This is a genomic window from Mycobacterium sp. 012931 (assembly GCF_000419295.1).
GTDB classification, from domain to species: Bacteria; Actinomycetota; Actinomycetes; order Mycobacteriales; family Mycobacteriaceae; genus Mycobacterium; species Mycobacterium marinum.
Genome location: NZ_AOPX01000001.1, coordinates 2,862,440 through 2,880,818 on the forward strand (window position 1 = coordinate 2,862,440; position 18,379 = coordinate 2,880,818).

General features: G+C 65.7%; 16 protein-coding genes and 2 pseudogenes. 13 read left to right on the forward strand and 5 right to left on the reverse strand.

Annotated elements, in window-relative coordinates; genetic code table 11:
• Positions 1-2: 2 nt before the first annotated feature.
• From MMSP_RS26815 to MMSP_RS12705, 5 genes and pseudogenes are all read left to right on the forward strand, one after another.
• Positions 3-2,040, forward strand: a pseudogene (locus MMSP_RS26815) (erythromycin esterase family protein); the annotation flags it as partial.
• Positions 2,041-2,068: 28 nt separating this feature from the next.
• A complete protein-coding gene (locus tag MMSP_RS12690) occupies positions 2,069-3,040 on the forward strand; it encodes a 1-phosphofructokinase family hexose kinase (RefSeq protein WP_020786920.1) in 972 nt (323 codons plus the stop codon).
• Between the two features lie 142 nt (positions 3,041-3,182).
• Positions 3,183-3,947 carry a universal stress protein gene (locus tag MMSP_RS12695; protein WP_020786921.1) on the forward strand — a complete coding sequence of 255 codons (765 nt, stop codon included), beginning with the start codon at positions 3,183-3,185 and terminating at the stop codon, positions 3,945-3,947.
• Between the two features lie 208 nt (positions 3,948-4,155).
• Positions 4,156-4,809 carry a response regulator transcription factor gene (locus tag MMSP_RS12700; protein ID WP_036427243.1) on the forward strand — a complete coding sequence of 218 codons (654 nt, stop codon included), beginning with the start codon at positions 4,156-4,158 and terminating at the stop codon, positions 4,807-4,809.
• A gap of 240 nt (positions 4,810-5,049) precedes the next feature.
• The gene (locus MMSP_RS12705; protein ID WP_223161135.1) at positions 5,050-6,699 is read left to right on the forward strand and encodes a GAF domain-containing sensor histidine kinase; all 1,650 of its coding nucleotides are present in this window, start codon (positions 5,050-5,052) and stop codon (positions 6,697-6,699) included.
• 21 nt (positions 6,700-6,720) lie between these two features.
• Here MMSP_RS12705 and MMSP_RS12710 read toward each other — a convergent pair whose 3' ends face one another.
• A complete protein-coding gene (locus MMSP_RS12710) occupies positions 6,721-7,503 on the reverse strand; it encodes a universal stress protein (RefSeq protein ID WP_020786924.1) in 783 nt (260 codons plus the stop codon).
• A 335-nt stretch (positions 7,504-7,838) separates the two neighbouring features.
• Between MMSP_RS12710 and MMSP_RS12715 the strand changes: the two genes are divergently transcribed.
• The 5 genes from MMSP_RS12715 to MMSP_RS12735 all read left to right on the forward strand — a co-directional run bounded on the left by MMSP_RS12715 (position 7,839) and on the right by MMSP_RS12735 (position 13,414).
• The gene (locus tag MMSP_RS12715; protein ID WP_036427245.1) at positions 7,839-8,735 is read left to right on the forward strand and encodes a universal stress protein; all 897 of its coding nucleotides are present in this window, start codon (positions 7,839-7,841) and stop codon (positions 8,733-8,735) included.
• A 131-nt stretch (positions 8,736-8,866) separates the two neighbouring features.
• Positions 8,867-10,315 carry a bifunctional aminoglycoside phosphotransferase/ATP-binding protein gene (locus MMSP_RS12720; protein ID WP_020786926.1) on the forward strand — a complete coding sequence of 483 codons (1,449 nt, stop codon included), beginning with the start codon at positions 8,867-8,869 and terminating at the stop codon, positions 10,313-10,315.
• A gap of 103 nt (positions 10,316-10,418) precedes the next feature.
• Positions 10,419-11,408 (forward strand): Oxygen-insensitive NADPH nitroreductase, encoded by a 990-nt coding sequence (locus MMSP_RS12725; protein ID WP_020786927.1) that lies wholly within the window; start codon positions 10,419-10,421, stop codon positions 11,406-11,408.
• Positions 11,409-11,436: 28 nt separating this feature from the next.
• A complete protein-coding gene (locus MMSP_RS12730; protein ID WP_020786928.1) occupies positions 11,437-12,537 on the forward strand; it encodes a 3-oxoacyl-ACP synthase III family protein in 1,101 nt (366 codons plus the stop codon).
• Positions 12,521-13,414, forward strand: a complete 894-nt coding sequence (locus MMSP_RS12735) for a 3-oxoacyl-ACP synthase (protein ID WP_020786929.1) — start codon at positions 12,521-12,523, stop codon at positions 13,412-13,414. The genes MMSP_RS12730 and MMSP_RS12735 overlap by 17 nt, the downstream gene beginning before the upstream one ends.
• Positions 13,415-13,420: 6 nt before the next feature.
• Here the strand turns inward: MMSP_RS12735 and MMSP_RS12740 are convergent, their stop codons facing one another.
• A complete protein-coding gene (locus MMSP_RS12740) occupies positions 13,421-14,314 on the reverse strand; it encodes a haloalkane dehalogenase (protein WP_020786930.1) in 894 nt (297 codons plus the stop codon).
• 434 nt (positions 14,315-14,748) lie between these two features.
• Here MMSP_RS12740 and MMSP_RS12745 point away from each other — a divergent pair, with 434 nt between their 5' ends.
• From MMSP_RS12745 to MMSP_RS12755, 3 genes are all read left to right on the forward strand, one after another.
• Positions 14,749-15,183 carry an SRPBCC family protein gene (locus tag MMSP_RS12745; RefSeq protein ID WP_012395103.1) on the forward strand — a complete coding sequence of 145 codons (435 nt, stop codon included), beginning with the start codon at positions 14,749-14,751 and terminating at the stop codon, positions 15,181-15,183.
• Positions 15,184-15,192: 9 nt separating this feature from the next.
• On the forward strand, positions 15,193-15,978 hold the full coding sequence (locus tag MMSP_RS12750) for an SDR family NAD(P)-dependent oxidoreductase (RefSeq protein WP_012395102.1): 786 nt from the start codon (positions 15,193-15,195) through the stop codon (positions 15,976-15,978).
• Between the two features lie 90 nt (positions 15,979-16,068).
• The gene (locus MMSP_RS12755) at positions 16,069-16,311 is read left to right on the forward strand and encodes a hypothetical protein (RefSeq protein WP_096370429.1); all 243 of its coding nucleotides are present in this window, start codon (positions 16,069-16,071) and stop codon (positions 16,309-16,311) included.
• A gap of 630 nt (positions 16,312-16,941) precedes the next feature.
• Here the strand turns inward: MMSP_RS12755 and MMSP_RS12760 are convergent.
• The 3 genes and pseudogenes from MMSP_RS12760 to MMSP_RS12765 all read right to left on the reverse strand — a co-directional run.
• Positions 16,942-17,421 (reverse strand): annotated as a pseudogene (locus MMSP_RS12760) (IS1380 family transposase); the annotation flags it as partial.
• Complete coding sequence (locus MMSP_RS29340) at positions 17,405-17,533, reverse strand: hypothetical protein (RefSeq protein ID WP_020730503.1); 129 nt, start codon at positions 17,531-17,533, stop codon at positions 17,405-17,407. The gene MMSP_RS29340 and the pseudogene MMSP_RS12760, both read right to left, overlap by 17 nt.
• 69 nt (positions 17,534-17,602) lie before the next feature.
• On the reverse strand, positions 17,603-18,091 hold the full coding sequence (locus MMSP_RS12765) for an IS110 family transposase (RefSeq protein WP_020786933.1): 489 nt from the start codon (positions 18,089-18,091) through the stop codon (positions 17,603-17,605).
• Positions 18,092-18,379: the final 288 nt, after the last annotated feature.

Sequence of the window (18,379 nt, forward strand, 5' to 3'; positions counted from 1 at the left end):
GGTACGCAAGGACGAGCGCGGCGAGAGCCGATCGGAACGCACCGCGGCGGGTCTTCCGGGACCGTCACGAGGCCGGCCAGGTGCTGGCAGATCTGTTGACCGCCTACCGCGACCGGCCAGACGTGATTGTCCTGGGTTTGGCGCGCGGCGGAATACCCGTCGCGTGGGAGGTCGCGGCCGCGCTGCACGCACCGTTGGACGCCTTCATCGTGCGCAAGCTCGGCGCTCCCGGCCACGAGGAGTTTGCCGTGGGTGCTCTGGCCAGTGGCGGCCGCGTGGTGGTCAACGACGACGTCGTGCGGGGCCTGCGGATCACGCCGCAGCAACTTCGCGACACCGCCGAGCGCGAAGCCCGGGAGCTGGTCCGGCGCGAAGCCGCCTACCGCGCGGGCCGTCCACCTCTGGACGTGGCCGGCAAGACGGTGGTCTTGGTCGACGATGGTTTGGCGACTGGCGCCAGCATGTTTGCGGCGGTGCAGGCGATACGCGATGCCGAGCCCGCGCACATCGTGATTGCGGTGCCGGCCGCCCCCGAGTCGAGTTGCCGAGAGTTCGCCGGCCTCGTCGATGACGTGGTGTGCGCGTCGATGCCGACCCCCTTCCTCGCGGTCGGGGAGTCTTTCTGGGACTTCCGTCAGGTCACCGACGAGGAGGTTCGCAACCTGCTGGCTACCCCGACGACGGGGATCCCGGCGCTCAGACCTGCGGTACCCACGCCGGCCGAGGTGATCAGAAATGTGGCCATCGACGCGCACGGAGGGGTACCGCCGCGCGAAGCGCTGGAAGCCGTCATCGGTGACGCCCGGATCGTCTTGATCGGCGAGAGCTCGCACGGCACGCACGAGTTCTACGAAGCCGGGGCCGAGATTACGAAATGGCTGATCGAGCAGAAGGGTTTCTGCGCCGTGGCGGCCGAGGCGGACTGGCCCGACGCGTATCGCGTGAATCGATATGTGCACGGGCTGGGGGAGGACCAGAGTGCCGAGCAGGCGTTGCGCGGTTCCCGCCTGGATGTGGCGCAACACCGTGGTTCGTGACTTCGTCGACTGGCTACGGGAGCGCAATCAGCGCTGCGCGTCAAACGGTCAGCGTCAAGCCGGTTTCTACGGCCTAGACCTCTATAGCCTGCATCGGTCGATGCAGGAGGTGGTCGCCTTCTTGGACAGGGTTGATCCGGCGGCGGCGGCGCGGGCCCGGGCTCGCTACGCGTGCTTCGACCACACGGCTGCCGATGACGGCCAGGCGTATGGGTATGCGGCGGCATTCGGTGCCGGCCCCTCCTGTGAACGCCAAGCGATCGAGCAGTTGGTCGACACGCAGCGCAATGCGCTCGACTACGCGCGCAGAGACGGACTCATCGCCGAAGACGAGGCCTTCTACGCCCAACAGAATGCACAAACGGTGCGCAATGCCGAGGTGTATTACCGGGCGATGTTCAGTGGCCGTGTCACGTCATGGAACCTGCGCGACCAGCACATGGCCGAGACGCTGGCGGCGCTGCAGGCGCACCTGGATCGCCATCGCGAAGCGGCGCCCGCCCGGATAGTGGTGTGGGCCCATAATTCTCATGTCGGCGATGCGCGAGCCACGGAAGTGTGGGCGGACGGACAACTGACGCTGGGGCAACTGGTCCGTCAACGCTACGGCGATGACAGTCGTCTGATCGGGTTGTGTACCTACTCCGGTACGGTCACCGCCGCCAGTGAGTGGGGCGGCATCGCCGAACGCAAAGTGGTGCGCCCGGCGCTGCACGCAAGTGTGGAAGAACTGTTCCACGACACCGGCAAGGACGCCTTCCTGGTTTCGGCGGCAACCAGCCCGGAGGCCGCTGACCCCTTGTCCGGGGTTCGATTGGGCCGGGCGATCGGGGTGATCTATCTTCCGGCCACCGAGCGGCAGAGCCACTACTTCCATGTCCGTCCCGCCGATCAGTTCGACGCCATGATCCACATCGACAAGACCCGCGCCCTCGAGCCCCTCGAGACCACGAGTTTGTGGATCGCCGGGGAGACGCCCGAAACCTACCCGAGTGGCCTGTAGCGCCCGGCGATCAGCGGAGCCAACGCGGATGACGAGTCCGGCCGATCCGGCGGTGCGCGGACCACAGATCGTCACGCTGACCATGAACCCGGCGCTGGACATCACCACCTGTGTCGGCGTGGTGCGGCCGACGGAGAAACTGCGTTGCAGCGAAACTCGCTATGACCCGGGTGGGGGAGGCATCAACGTCGCGCGGATCGCGCACGTCCTCGGCGGCTCGGTGTTCGCGGTGTTTCCGGTGGGCGGATCGCATGGCGCCCACGTCAGCAAACTGCTCAGCGAAGCCGGTGTGGCCTTCGGCGAAATCCCGATAGCGGCATCGACGCGGGAGAGCTTCACCGTCAACGAATCCAGCACCGGCGAGCAGTATCGTTTTGTGCTTCCCGGACCCGTGCTGGCACCCGAAGAGCAGGCCCAGTGCCTGCAAGAATTTGGATTTGCCGCGCGCTCAGCGCAATTCGTGGTGGCCAGCGGCAGCCTGCCGCCGGGCGTGCCGGCCGACTTCTATCAGCGGGTCGCCGAGGCTTGCCGTGGTCTGGGCGCACGTCTGATCCTGGACACCTCCGGCGGCGGGCTCAGCCACATCCGTGCGGGGGTGTACCTCCTCAAGGCCAGTGTGCGGGAGCTGCGCGAGTGCGTCGGTCGGCCGCTGGTTACCGAGGCCGAGCAATTGGCCGCGGCAAGCGAACTCGTCGAAACGGGTCGCGCAGAGGTCGTGGTGGTGTCGTTGGGCTCTGATGGTGCACTGCTTGCGACTCGCCGGGCGCGGCATCGATTTCGAGCGGTTGAGATGCGAGGCGGCAGCGGGGTTGGGGCCGGCGACGCCATGGTTGCCGCGACCACGGTCGGTCTGGCTCGCGGATGGCCGCTGGTCAAGTCGGTTCGGTTGGGCATTGCGGCGGGTGCGGCAATGCTGCTGACGCCGGGTACGCAAGCCTGCGAGCGTGCGGATGTCGAGCGGCTGTTCGAGCACGTCGCCGAACCGGTGGAGGTCGCCTAGGGGTTGCCGCAACCCCCGAACGCGGATCTGTGGTCGGCCCCCCCAACAAGGAACTGCCGCGGCAGCGGTCCAACGGCCCTCACATTACGGACGCAGGCGCAATAGGCTGGGATGGAGCGGATCGAAGTAATTGGGAGCCTTCATGAAGCACCTGGACGCGAAGTCGGTGGTGGCGGGCATCAACGGCTCGCAGGCCGCGATCAACGCTGCCAAGTGGGCCGTAGACGAGGCGATCAGCCGGCAGCTGCCCCTTCGCCTCGTCTATATCATCCCCAGCCAGCAGACGGGATCGGTGCATGCCCCCGACTGGGAGCTCGAGCGCGCGGAGCGGGCACTGGCCGAGGCGGAGGGTGCCGTCCAGAGCGACGGCCATCCGATCGAGGTCGAGACCGTTGTTCGTGCTGGTGAGCCCGCGCAGGTCTTGATCGATGAATCGCAGGAGACGGCACTGATCTGTGTCGGCACCACCAGGCGAGGACCGGCGACGGACGGGTTACTGGGCCCGACCGCGGCGGCGTTGGTCCGGGGTGCACACTGCCCGGTGGCGGTCATCCGGACCAATCCCGATGGATCCCCGACGGAGCTGGGGGTAATCGCTGTCGTCCTCAACGACGACGCCGACAATGACGAAGTTGTGCACGCGGCCATGGAGGAGGGGCGGCGTCGCCACGCGGTCGTTCGCCAAATCGATCGCCGGCTGGACAGCTGGGTGCGCCGCTACCCGGACGTGCCGGTCCAGGTTGTCGCCTCCGGTACCGGCGCACGATCCGTCGAAAACCACAGCAGTGCCATCGACCTGGCCGTTGTGGGCGAAGCCGACGCCGATGAGTTGCCGGGACTGACCACCCCCAACTGTCATCCGATATTGGGCTACCCCGACTGCTCGGTTCTGCTGGTTCGGCATTAAACAGCCTGGCTGGCGGGCCAGCGCCGGCGGGCCGGCCGCGATACGTCACCGGATGCTACCGGCCGCGGCGCCCACCCCCGCCGGGCGCGAGTACCCATCGCCGGCGAAAGTGGGGAATCATGGGGTGTGGAAATCGTCACCCACGGCTCCATGATTCTCAGTTCGCACCGTCATGTGGAAGGACTGGCAATGGTTAGGGTTTCTCGCCATGGTTAAGGTTTTTTTGGTCGACGACCATGAAGTCGTTCGGCGCGGACTTGTCGACCTGCTCGGGTCCGACCCAGATCTGGAAATCATCGGCGAGGCGGGCTCGGTCTCCGAGGCGATGGCACGAATCCCGGCATTGCAGCCCGACGTCGCCGTGCTTGATGTCCGTCTGCCCGACGGCAACGGCATCGAACTGTGCCGCGACCTGCTTTCGGACCTGCCGGAATTGCGGTGCCTGATGCTGACGTCGTTCACCTCCGACGAGGCGATGCTCGAGGCGATTCTGGCGGGGGCCAGCGGCTACGTCGTCAAAGACATCAAGGGAATGGAGCTGGCGCGGGCCATCAAAGACGTCGGTGCCGGCAAATCGCTGCTGGACAACCGCGCGGCCGCGGCACTGATGGCGAAGCTGCGTGGCGGGGCCGAGCAGAAGGATCCGCTGTCCGGATTGACCGAACAGGAGCGAACGCTGCTCGGACACCTCAGCGAGGGGTTGACGAACCGGCAGATCGCCGCCCGGATGTTCCTCGCCGAGAAAACCGTGAAGAACTACGTGTCGCGCCTACTGGCCAAGCTGGGCATGGAGCGGCGAACGCAGGCGGCGGTGTTCGCTTCCCGTTTGGGTCAGGGAACACGGTCCGTGCAGGGCGATTGACGGCCCTCGCGACGAAATCGCGGACGCGGCTGAGACTGGGGGAGTTCTCCCCGGCTTGCGGCCAGGTTGTGGTCGCTCAATTTCAATGGGATTAAGCTAAATATCGGTTCCCGACGCTGCGAACGCAGCGTCACCTGCGGTAGTACCGAAAAGGCATGGGTGGAGGTACCGGGTCGGGTGGGCAGCGACGAAAGCGGCCCAGCGTTTGCTGGACTGGGCCGGCTAGGGCTGGTTAGCAGGATGCACGCGCAGCTAGACGAGTTGCTGGCAGCTCGCGATCAGATGGAGCAGTTGCTGCGGGTGATCGTCGAGATCGGCTCCGATCTCGACCTCGACGCAACGCTGCGCCGGATCGTCCTTGCCGCCAGGGAGTTGACCTCAGCCCCCTACGGTGCCTTGGCCGTCCGTGATCCCGAGGGGACACTGATCAGGTTCATTCACGCGGGAATGGACGATGACGTGGCCCGTCGCATCGGGCATCTGCCGGTCGGCAAGGGGGTGCTGGGCGTTTCGCTGGTCGAGACACCCGCGCTGCGTCTGGACGACCTGACCATGCACCCGGCGGCCTGCGGCTTCCCCGAACACCACCCGCCCATGCGAGCGTTTCTCGCGGTACCGATCACGATCCGGGGAACCGTGTTCGGCAGCTTGTATCTGACCCATGTCGATCCGGGCCGCAAGTTCTCCGAGTCCGACGAGTTCGCCGCCCGCGCGTTGGCGTTTGCGGCCGGTGTCGCTATCGACAATGCCCAAGTGTTCGAGCGCGAGCGCACGGCCGTGAAGTGGATGGAGGCCAGCCGCGAGATCACCACGGCGCTGATGTCCAGCACCGAGTCGCGGCGCGAGCCCCTGCAATTGATCGCCCAGCGGGCCTGCACGCTCACCGATGCCGAACAGGCCATCGTTCTGGTGCCCGTCGAGTCCGACCTGGCCACCGACGAGATCGACACCCTGGTGGTCTCCGCCGCGGTAGGGCTGCATGCCGAGGAGGTTGTCGGCCAGCAGGTTCCGGTGCGCGGCTCTACCTGCGGCGACGTTTTTCGGTCCGGCGAACCATTGATCAGTGAGGCTTTCAGTTACCCGATTGAGGCATTCACCGACGTGGCGCAGCGCTCGGCCATCGTGATGCCGCTGAGCGCCCACGAAAAGATCGCCGGGGTGATTGCCGTCGCGCGGGGCGCGGATCAGCCGCCATTCGATGCCCGCTGCCTGGATCTGGTGAGCCAGTTCGCCACCCACGCGGCGATTGCACTGCTGCTGGCTTCGGGCCGCGAGGACGCGCGGCAGCTGACCATCTTGGCCGAGCGCGAGCGCATTGCGCATGACTTGCACGACCACGTCATCCAGCGGCTGTTCGCCTCGGGTATGGATCTGCAGGGAACGCTGGCCAGGGCCCGCTCCCCGGAGGTCATCGACCGGCTCAACCGTACCGTCGACGATCTGCAAACGATCATCGAAGAAATTCGCAGCACCATCTTCCAGCTGAAGTCTCCGTCGGGTCGCGACGGCGGCTTTCGGCAGCGGATTCAGCAGGTGGTTGCCGACCTGACCGAACACCGTGACGTTGTCACCACAATCCATATGCATGGGCCGATGTCGGCCGTTCAAGGTGAGCTTGCCGACCACGCCGAGGCGGCGGCCACCGAAGCCATCAGCAACGCCGTTCGCCATTCCGGCGCCGGGCGAGTGACGCTGGACGTCAGTGTCGGCGACATGTTCAGCCTCGAAGTCGTCGACGATGGCTGCGGCATATCCCCCGACGTATCGCGGCGCAGCGGCCTCGCCAACATGCGGTCGCGGGCCGAAAAGCTCGGCGGCACTTGCGGGATCACCACGCCCACCGAGGGCGGAACGCGGATCAGCTGGACCGTTCCATTCGGCGATCTCTGACTTCGGGCTCGGTCAGCGCGATCAGCGGCGGACCACCAGCACCGAATGCCCGCTGCGCTGGGGAAGACGCCGGCTCACCGCGCCGACCATTCGTGCCACATCGCCAGCATCATCGCTGCCGACCACGGCCAACTGGATAGGTTCCTCGGTCTTGGCGAGGAAGTCGGCCGCACCGTGTCGTGCGGCCGCGGGCTGGACGTGGACATCTCGATAGCGGGACACCCAGCGGTCAAGCCGGCGATGGAGTTGCTCGTAGGCAATCTCGCCCAGGCCCCACCGCCACACTCCCATCGCCAGAATCGGCGCCCCGCGCAGCTGGGCCTCCCGGAAGCCGTGCTCGAGCACCGCATCGTTTCCGGGCGAGTCATCGACGACAACAGCGATCCAGGACGTGTCCGACAACTCGGTGTCAGGATCGGTGCGGATGATGGCCGCTGGGCAATGCGCTCGCTGCGTCACCGCCTCGGCGGTCGAACCGAGTAGCTTGCGCGCCACTCGACCGATTCCCACCGATCCAACGCAAACCATTGCCGCAGTAAGTGATTCGCTGACCAACGCGGCCTCGGCCGATCCTCGCACGATGTCCACTTCTACCTCGACCGGCACTTCGATGGCATGCAGCGCAGCCGAAGCCGCGTGCAACGCCGCTTGTGCGTATTCGACATCCAGGGCGGCCTCATCGTTGGTCGATGCCGCCCGCTCGGGAACGGCATGGACCAGGCGTAGGGGAATGCCGCGGCTGGCGGCCTCGGGGACGGCCCAGCGCGCGGCGTTGATCGCGGCCTGTGAACCGTCGACGCCCACAACAACGCACCTAGGCGCTTGCGGATGGCTCATGGCACCCTCCCATCCGGGACCGCTGGCCTGCCCTGGCGTCGGTGGGCCGCTCACGGCAAGAGGCTATTGAGCTGCCCTGAGGCCGGGGCAGGGCCGTTTGACCCCGGTTTTGCGGCTTTGGTAACGCGCGGCCGACCGGAATCTGCGCGACGTCGGCATTGGACCTCGATCGGCCGGCAAGCCACAGCCTGGGTGGTGCCGATAATGTCAGCCCGGGCCTCATGACCACGTGGCTGATGACCAAAGCCTCAAGACCGATGGCCGTTTGGCGAATAACGTATTTGATGACCGAGGAGGATCAAATGTCTGCACCGATGAAACACCTTGGCATTGTTGTTGGCGTCGATGGCTCGGCTGCCTCGTCTGCGGCGGTTTCGTGGGCGGCGCGTGACGCCACATTGCGTCATGTTCCGCTGACCTTGGTTCACATGGTGAACCAGGCGGTGCCGATGTGGCCCGAGATGCCCATGATGACGAGCATGTCAGCGTGGCAGGAGGAAGACGGCCGCCAGGTTCTCGAACAGGCGGGAAAGATCGCCCAAGAGGTCACGCAGCAGGGTCGCGACACCCAGATCAAGAGCGAGTTGAGATGGTCGGCGCCGGTTCCCACGTTCGTCGAACTGTCGCAGGAAGCGGATTTGGTGGTGGTCGGCAGCCACGGCCGCGGGGCCGTCGCTCGCGGCCTGCTCGGCTCCGTTAGCTCCGGGGTGGTGCACCGGGCGCACTGTCCGGTGGCAGTGATCCGAGACGAAGATCCGGAGGCGCCCCAACCCGAAGACCGTGACCGGGCCCCCGTGGTGGTGGGCATCGATGGCTCGTCGGCCTCAGAGCTGGCGACCGCGATCGCATTCGACGAAGCGTCGCGCCGGGGCGTCGAACTCAAAGCGGTGCACGCCTGGAGTGATCTTGAAGTGGTTGACCTGCCCGGGTTGGACTGGTCGACGGTAAAGGGAGAGGCCGAGGAGACTCTGGCCGAGCGTCTGGCCGGCTGGCAGGAGCGCTATCCGGATGTCACGGTGGATCGAGTGGTCGTGTGTGATCGACCGGCGCGACAATTGATCGACCAAGCACAGACCGCGCAGCTGGTCGTTCTGGGCAGCCACGGCCGGGGCGGATTTACCAGCATGCTGGTCGGTTCGACCAGCAACGCGGTGCTGCACGCGGTTCACACGCCGGTCATCGTGGCCCGGTCCGCCTGAGATCGGCACCAACCGGGCTGGCCGCCCATACCCGCCGATAACCGAGAGCCACGGAGGCCGCCATCAGCACCGACAGCGAATCTGCCGAGTCGCCGGATGCCACCCACAGCCCTAACACCGCCTATATCGAGGTGCACGAAACACATACCGGTGTGGTGGTGCTGGTCGGCGAACGTGCATACAAGGCGAAGAAACCGGTGCTGACCGACTTCCTGGACTTCCGTACCGCGGAGCAACGGGAGCGGGCCTGTGCCCGCGAGGTCGAGCTGAACAGTCGACTAGCCCCCACCAGTTACCTCGGCGTCGCGCACTGCACCGACCCGACCGGGGGGCCGGCCGAACCGCTGGTCGTAATGCGTCGCTACCACGACAGCGACCGGCTTGCGTATCAGATCAGCAGCGGCGGATCCGACGAATCGGTGCGCGCGTTGTTGGACACCATCGCCACAGTGCTGGCCCGCTTTCACGAGGGCGCCGAGCGCAGTCCGACAATCAACCCCGCGGGCGAACCGGCCGCGATCGGCCGACGCTTCGGCGACAACCTGGCAGAACTGCATCGTTATGCGGGGACGTCGTTCCCCGACGAGTCGATCGGGCGGATCGAAGACCTGGTCGCGGCATTCATCTCCGGCCGCGAGACCCTCTTGGCCCAGCGCATTGCCCAGGGATGCATCGTCGACGGTCACGGGGACCTGCTCGCCGATGACATCTTCTGCGCCGAAGGCGGACCCGCCCTGCTCGATTGCCTGGAGTTCGACGACAGACTTCGTTATGTCGATCGCGTCGATGATGCCGCGTTTCTGGCGATGGACCTGGAGTTCTTGGGGCGCAAGGACCTGGGGGAGTACTTCCTGGATCGCTATCTCGCGCACTCCGGGGATGTGGCGCCGGCGTCACTACGAGACTTCTACATCGCTTATCGCGCGGTGGTGCGCGCAAAGACCGACTGTGTCCGGCTGTCGCAAGGCAAACCAGAGGCCGCCGCGGATGCCGCCCGACACCTGGAGCTAGCCGCCCGGCACCTGGAGACCGGCGCAGTTCGGTTGGCGCTGGTGGGCGGGAATCCAGGTACCGGAAAGTCGACGTTGGCGCGTGCTCTGGCCGAACAGGTTGGCGCACAGGTCATCTCAACCGACGATGTGCGCAAGGAACTGCGCGACCGCGGTGACATTCACGGCGAGTCGGGTGTTCTGGACGAAGGCCTGTACACCCGCGACAACGTCACGGTCGTTTACGATCTGGTGCTGAGCCGGGCGCGCAGGTGTTTGCAAGAGGGGCGATCGGTGATCCTGGACGGGACCTGGCGGGATCCGCAATCTCGCGCGCGGGCTCACCACCTTGGCGGCCAAACTCATGCGGCCTTGGTGGAACTGCTGTGCACCCTGCCGGTCGATATGGCCGCTGACCGAATCATCACCCGAGCGCCGGGCAATTCCGAGGTAACTGCGGAGATCGCCGCGACCATGGCGGCTCAACATGCCGGCTGGGATACCGCCCTACCGATGGATACCTCCCGGCCAATTGAGTTCTCCCTAAACGAAGCCCACGACGCTTGGTGCCGAGCGATCTACCCCGAGTAGGCGGGGCTGCGAGCCTAAGTCCCTGCCGTGAAGGACCAACGGCCCTGGCCAACCTGCGGCGCAAGTTTCTAGCTGTGACGTCACAGACGCAAGGGTGGTGGCTATGACGGCGGCGACGGCGCCCGACGAAACCGTGATTCGAGAATCAGTGGCGCTTGCCAGTCGTGCTCCGTCGCTACACAACAGCCAACCGTGGCGGTGGGTCGCCGAAGCCGACACACTGCAACTGTGGGCTGATCGAGCCCGTTCGATGCCGGCCACCGACCACGCGGGCCGGGAGCTGATATTGAGTTGCGGTGCTGTCCTTGACCACCTGCGGGTCGCGACGTCGGCTGCCGGCTGGGAGAGTGTCACCGAACGGACGCCCGATCGGGGCAATCCAGATCATCTGGCGACACTGCGGTTTCACCCGATGCAGGCCGTCACCGCGTCCCAGCGCCATCGGGCGGATGCCATCGGGCAACGCCGCACCGACCGTTTGCCTTTTGACCCGGTCACCCAATGGGCGGCGATCGAGCCGGTGCTGCGTCACGCCGCGGTCCGGTATGACGTGCTGCTGCACGTGGTGGCGGACGATGGCCGAGCGGCGCTGGCCGAGGCGTCTCGGTTCACCGAGAACTTGCGACGTAACGACACCACGTATATGTCCGAACTACGATGGTGGACTTCGCCATTCAGCTCGAACGCCGACCATGCGCCGGAAGGTGCCCTGCTGTCGACGTCGGAAGCTTCCCGAGTCGACGTTGCGCGCAGCTTTCCCCCGGCCGGCGGGGGGCGACGTCGCTCCGCTATCGAGCATGATCAGTCTAAGATCGTGGTGCTCTCTACCGATTCCGACGACTTGTGTGACGTGCTTCGATGCGGTGAGTCGTTGTCGGCGGTGTTACTCGAGTGCACGATGGCGGGCCTGGCGACCTGCACGCTGACCCACATGACCGAGATGGCCATGAGTCGCAACATCATCGCCGAGATCGTCCAGACAACAAGCCTTCCGCAATTGCTCATCCGAATCGGCAAGTCGCCGAGACATGATCAGCACGTGGAACGCTCCGGCCGTCGCCCAGTCGACGACGTCCTTGAGTTCCGGCTCTGACCGGTGCTACCGCAAGGAGGTCTCACGCATGACGCGACATTGGCTGGTGATGGAGACCCCGAACGGTCCGCGCGCACCGTATGTCACCCGGATCGCCGGTGCTGGTCGGCATCTACCCGAAACGCACCTCACCACAGACGAATTGATGTCCAGCACCCGCCATCGCACCCACATCGATCTGGAACGGCTGACCGGGATCCGCGAGCGCCGCGTCTCGGTGGGCGATGAGGATTCCTACAGCCTGGCCACCGCCGCCGCCCTGGACGCGCTGGCCGCTGCACGCCAGGATCCGGCGTCGCTGGATGTGGTGATCAATTGCAGCATCACCAAGTTCCGCGGTGGCCTCACCCAATGGCTCGAGCCATCGATGAGCAGTGCGGTGGCCCGCGGCATTGGGGCACACCGTGCGATGACGTTCGACGTGTCCAACGCCTGCGCCGGAATGCTCACCGGGTTAACGATTTTGAACAACTGGATCCGGCAGGGGGTGGTAGAGCGCGGCCTGGTCGTCAGCGGTGAATACATCTCACAACTGAGCCACAATGCCGCCCGCCACATCCGCAACATCATGAGCAAGGAGTTGGCCTCGTTGACCCTGGGAGACGCTGGCGCCGCGCTGCTGCTGGAGCGAGCTCCCGTCGGTTCCGCGGGAATCGCGCTGGCCGGATTCACAACCTTCGCCGACTACAGCCGGCTGTGCCTGGCCTACCCGCGCGGACACGACCCGGGCGCGCGGATGTTCACCAATGCCCGCGCGATCCACCAGGCCGCAATGGCCAATACGCCGTTGCTGCTCGAGGAGGTCCTCGAGACGGCCGGAATCTCAATTCACGACATCGACCATGTGATCACCCACCAGACGTCGGCACGTGCCATCCGTAAAGGCATGGCCAAGATGTCGGAAGCCTTTGGGGACAAGCCCCGCCATGACGCGGTGATCACCGTGGACCGCTACGGCAACACGGCATCGACAACACACACCGTGGCCCTCATCGAGGAACTCACGGCCGGACGCATCGTGGCAGGGGAGCGAATTGCCTTGATCGCTCTGGCCTCGGGGCTGGAAATCGGGATCGTCTTGCTGACCCTGGATGAGAAGATGGTGAGCCGCTATGGGCACAGTGATTGACCGCGTCGACGTTGCACATTCGGGCTGGCGCAACCGGCACAGTGCGCTTCACCTAGCCGTTGCAGCTGCCAAAGACTGCCTACAGGGCACCGGATGCGACCCCGACGAGTTGGATCTTGTGGTCAATGCGGGGATCTACCGCGACCGCAACCTCGGTGAGCCGGCATTGGCGGCACTGATCCAGGACGACATCGGCGCCAACCCGGAGGACCCCCACGCCGGTGCTCACGGTACGTTCTCCTTCGATATCGCCAACGGGGCCTGCGGGGTGCTCACCGCATTGCAGATCGTTGACGGATTCTTGCGGACGCACAGCATCAGTCGGGCGCTCATCGTCGCCAGCGATGCCGATCCAGGCCATGGAATGAGCGAGCACTTTCCCTTCTCCGCCACGGGGGCCGCGCTGCTATGCGGCTGGAGCGATGACACCTACGGCCTGAGCCGGGTGCAGTGGGCTAACGCCGTCAACGGGAAGGCAGACGAATCATTCAGCGCAACAGTTGGTTTCGCTGACGCCCGCAACGTTCTGCGATTCGCGGAGTCGGCCGAGGCGGATGAAGAGTTTGCCGCTGTCGCGGCACATGCGGTGCGCGAATGCCTGGCGGCGAACTGCGTGGCGCTTTCGTCGGTCGACATGATTGTTGCCGCCCCGCCCAGGCCCGGGTTCCGCGCCGCGTTGAGCGCTCGGCTCGGGGTGGCGGCAGAGCTGATCGGGGTTGCAAACGATCGACGCATGCACACCGCAGCGCTGCCCGCCGCGTTCGAGCAGCAGATCGCGCGGGTTCCGGTGGGCGCCCAGATCCTGTTTGTGGCCGCCGGGGCCGGCGTCACGGCCGGCGCAGCGCTTTACCGCCGCCCGCCAGGTCGCGCTGCCTGAACGGGCCTACTGCCAGGAAATGATGCGCTCGGCCAGCTCTGGCCCGCTGTCTTCCTGGATGAAATGGTTGGCGTTGATACGGGCGTGCGGCTGGCCCGCCGCACCGGGAATGTGCTTGATCAGTGGACGGTCGGCTCGTCCAAGGAGTGGGTCGCGCTCCCCGAAGATGGCCAGGAAAGGCTTCTCCCAGCGGCCAAGGGCGTCCCATGCGGCACGGTTGGCCGCAACCGCGGGATCATCGGGTGAGATCGGCACCAACTGGGGGAAGGCGCGGGCGCCAGCCTGGTAGCTCTTGTCGGGGAAGGGGGCGTCGTACCCGGCCCGCACGGCGGGGGGAACTTTGCGCACCGTCCCGGCCGCAACAAGGCGACCGGCGGGCAGCACCGGAGAGTAGCGCGCGAAGGCCCGCCAGATGTGAAACGCCGTCGGGGTGCGCCCGCGTGCCGTGGGAAGGAACCCATTGGCCACCACCAGCCGCGCAATCGCGTCACCGTGTTCGGCGGCGACGCGCAGTCCGATCAGCGATCCCCAATCCTGGACGAAAAGCGTGGCCTCGGCCAGGCGCAATTCTTCAAACCAGGACTTCACCCATTCGACATGGCGCAGGTATGTGTAGTCCGCGATACGAGTGGGCTTGTCGGAGCGGCCGAAGCCGATCAGATCGGGCGCGAGCACACGGTATCCGCCGGCAGCAAGCGGTGGGATCATGGTGCGGTACAAGTAGCTCCACGTGGGCTCCCCATGCAGCAGTACTATAGGTGGCCCGTCGGCAGGACCCTCGTCGATGTAGTGCATCCGCAAATGTGGGGTATCGGTTGCCGCGACATCGACGTAGTGGGCCGCAAACGGGTAACCGACCAGATTCTGGAATCGGGCATCCGGGGTCCTCGCCACATCCATGAATCAGCTCCTTCCAATAGCGGCCACCCGGTGTTCGTCGAGCAGTTTGCGACCATGTTGCCTCCCGCCGGGCCCGCACAGCGTCAAACCAGACGGTGCGGCGGAGCGCAACGGGCAGTTCAAACTGCGTGAGTCGGTCTGCTGCCAAAGTGCGCCGGCTCAGTATATGCCATGCGCGGCGCACGACCGCCGGGCCATCGCCGATTCGAGGCTTAAAACCAACCAAGCCAAGCTATTTCGCGTGGATGGTGGCTGACGATCAACCCATCGCGAGTCGCTGGCAAACAACGGTCGGTGCCGATCTCGCCGAGTGGCCCTCGGCAATGTCAGGCCCTCGTTTCGAAACGGTGCGCCGCCGCGCGGGGCAGCGACAGCGCGACGCGGTGGCGTCTAGCATGTGCGGGGGATGCGGCTTCGGCCAGACAGGAGATCTCATGGTCGAGATTCACTTGGAGCGAACCATCGCTGCGCCGGTTGAGCAGGTCTTCGACTGGCTGGCCGACCCGACCAAGTTGGCCGCGGCCCCCTTGGTACTCAAGGCCGGCTACACCAAAGACTCACCCCCGCCCGGCGCTGGTGCGGTGCGCGAGGTGACCGCGCTGGGTGCCTGGTTCCGGGAGCAGATCACGGCCGTCGACCGTCCACGCAGCTACTCCTATCTCATCTTGCGATCCTTCCCGCCGTTGATTCATCAGGGGGGCACCCTGACGTTCACGCCGTCAGACGGTGGAACCCACGTCGACTGGCTGACCACCTATACCCACCCGGCGCGTGCGGGTGGCAGGTTCTTGGAGGTGGTCAGTCGCCCGATATTGAGGTCGAGCTTCGTCGCGGTCCTGGACGGCTGCGCGGCAGCACTGGAAAGTTAGGGCGGCCCGGTGCTCGATCATCGGGCGTCCCGCACGTTTGTGGTAACCGGTGCGTCCTCGGGCATTGGCTTGGCCACCGTAGGCCGCTTGCTCGAACAAGGCTGCGCAGTTGTCGGTGCCGACGTCGTAACCCCGCCCCACGACCTCGGTCCGCGATTCACGTTCGTGACCGCCGACGTCACCGACGAGGACGCGGTCGCCGGCGTGTTCGACGCCGTGCCCGACCGCCTCGATGGGGTGGTGCATTCGGCTGGGGTGGCCGGTGGCGGCCCGGTGCATCTGCTGGCGCGCGCTGAATGGGACCGAGTCATTGGGGTCAATCTCACCGGCACTTTTCTGGTAGCCAAGGCGGCGTTGGCCAGGATGATCGAGCAACCCCGGGTGGACGGCGAACGCGGCTCAATCGTGACGCTGGCCAGCATCGAAGGTCTGGAGGGCACCGCCGGCGGTAGTTCTTACAACGCCGCCAAGGGCGGTGTTGTGTTGCTGACCAAGAACATTGCGCTCGACTATGGGCCCAGTGGTATCCGGGCGAACGCGATCTGCCCGGGCTTCATCGCCACCCCCCTGGCCGAAGGGGTCTTCGGCATGCCGGGAATGGAGGGCCCGCGTGCGTCGATCACCAACGAGCATGCGCTGCAACGATTGGGAAAGCCGGAGGAGATCGCGGCCATGGCTGCCTTCTTGCTCTCACCCGACGCTTCTTTTGTGACAGGCCAGGCCATTGCCGTCGACGGCGGCTACACCGCCGGGCGCGATCACGGGGTGGTTCGGCTCTTCGGTCTCCCACAGTAAGATAGGGAGATAGGGCGGATTCGACTGGTCGTCGCAACACCTCGATGTTGGAGGTGTTGAATGGCTTGTCGTCAGCAGGCAGCAGACCGGGTGATCCGGCCGAAGCTGCGATCGCCGGGGCATCGGAAGTATCGGCGTCATGTCGAGGTGGCCTTCTGGGGACAGATCGCTAAAGGGCTTCTCGCCGAAGAAGCCGCGGGCATTGTGGGCGTGGCGTCCGGCGGTCGGGGCACGCTGGTTCCACAACGCTTTGATGTGAAGTTCCAGCCCTCGGGCCGCTGCCTGTCTTTCGCTGAGTGTGATGAAATCGCGCTTCAGGGCAACGGTGTTTGAGCAATCGTCCGGGCGATTCGGCGCGACCCGTCCACGATCTCACGGGAACTGCGCCGCAGCGCCGCTGTTCGCTACGGAAGCTGCGGTTCCCGGGCCTCGGTCGTGCTGTGGAAGGCCGATATGGCCGCATGTCGGCCCAAGACCGCGAAATTGGCCGCCAATCCGCAACTGCATGATTATGTGCAGCAACGCCTTTCAGGGCGAAGTGGCATCAAACCAGCATCAAACCAGACCCGCGCAAAAAATCCGGGCTAGGGCGGCGTCTTCGACCGCTACGACGCACGGGCGCACCAGACACCCAACCGGGTGCAGAATGCGCCTTCCGCGTGTCAGACCGAGCCATTCCCCTATTTGCTGGGTACCCCATCCGGCTCCGGCCCAGCAGGCAACGGCACGATAATCGGTATCGACGCTACACCCGCCGGAAGCGGGCCTGGTAATGGCCCCGAGGGGCCCGGGACAACTCCCGGCGCAGCGGCCACCGGGTCCAGGGAACGCCGGAGCCCTGGGGCCCGAGGGAGTCGCTGGCCTGTCCAGCCTTTCCTGTGCGCTGCGGTCGGGCCTGTCGGCGGGGTCGGGTTGTTGCGCCCGTTGGGGGTTGTATCTGATGGTGCTGTGCCGCAACGCAAGCTAGGCCTTTGACCAGGGCTAGTGGGTGGGTAGGTGCAGAACCGGCCGGCGTTGTGGGCGGGGCAGCCGGGCCGGGACGTCGACGATCTTGCGGCGCAGGGTCGATCCGCGTGCCCGCGTGTGTCGGTCCCCAGCCAGGACGCCGGTAGCGCGCAGCAGGTTGGGAGAGATCGCCGCGCAGAGCACCCAGGTGGAGTTCGCGGCGAAGTGGCCTGACGGGATGTGCGCCATGGGTCCGTCGATTAGGCCGGCGAACACGGTTTCGATGATCGCGTGTTGGCGGTGGGTGATGTCGGCCGCCTCGACGGGTAGGTCGGTGTTGGTGAAGAACGGGTGATACCGCCAGACCGGGAACAACGCGTCGGGGCGGCAGGCGTCCTTGACACGACGGACGACCAGGCGTGCGGTGATCCGGTCTTTGGTGGATGCGAAGGCGGTGTAGGGGATTTCGGCGACTTCGGCATCAGAGATCCAGCGACGAGAGTCCCTTGCACGGAATGTTCTTGTCGGCGATCTTGGTGTGTCCGAACGCTATCTCTCCGAAACCGCCCTTGCTCTGCTCAGCCGCGCTGATGATCAACCCGGCCAACACGTTGTGGTCCCAGCCGCGTTCACGGCATGGTTAAAACTCGCAGAGCCTCATGCGAATCGCCAGCCCGACTTACACCACTGCATGGGACGCGACGGCACGCCGCGCGGTAGCCAGCACCACCGCCTCGTAAGCATCCTCGAATGCCGACTGCGTGGGGGCGGCGTCGAATCGCTGGTGGTGCAGCCACCGGTCGGGGTGTTCAGTCCACGCCTTGCCGTCGTAGTTGACGATCCCGTGACGCACCAACAATTTCGACAACCGATGTCTGATCCGCATCAAGTCCGTTCTGGCGGCTTCTCGGGCGCGGACCAGATCCTGGGTAACATCCTCGGCCGCACTCGGAATCCACACCGGCACAACCTCGTCCAGCCGCAACAACCGCGCCAAATTCAGCGCGTCGCGCGCATCGGTTTTCACCCGATCACTCGCCGGGCGAAACAAGTTCGACGACGCCGCGACCTGGCATCGCAATCCCGCCGCCGACAACGCCCGCGCCAACCCGAAACCCGTCGGACCGGCCTCGTAGACCACCGCGCACGGGCCGGGCAGCTTGCCCACTCACTCGATGACCTTCGCGTGCGACGGCGTCAACCGCGCCCAAAACACGTCCGCGCTTCGCCCATCGATCGTCGCCGCGACAACCGAACACGCGTGCACATCAAACCAACACTTGTACGCTCGCAAAACACGGGGGCCTCCTTAACACCTGTCGGAAGGGCCGAGCACAGAACCGCGCTCGGTAGCCCACGAGATTGCGTGAGCGAGGCCCCGGCCAGTAAGTACGCCACTCGGCGAGCAGTCACCACATACGGTCTCATGCACCGCCTCGGACGCATCCCGCCCGCC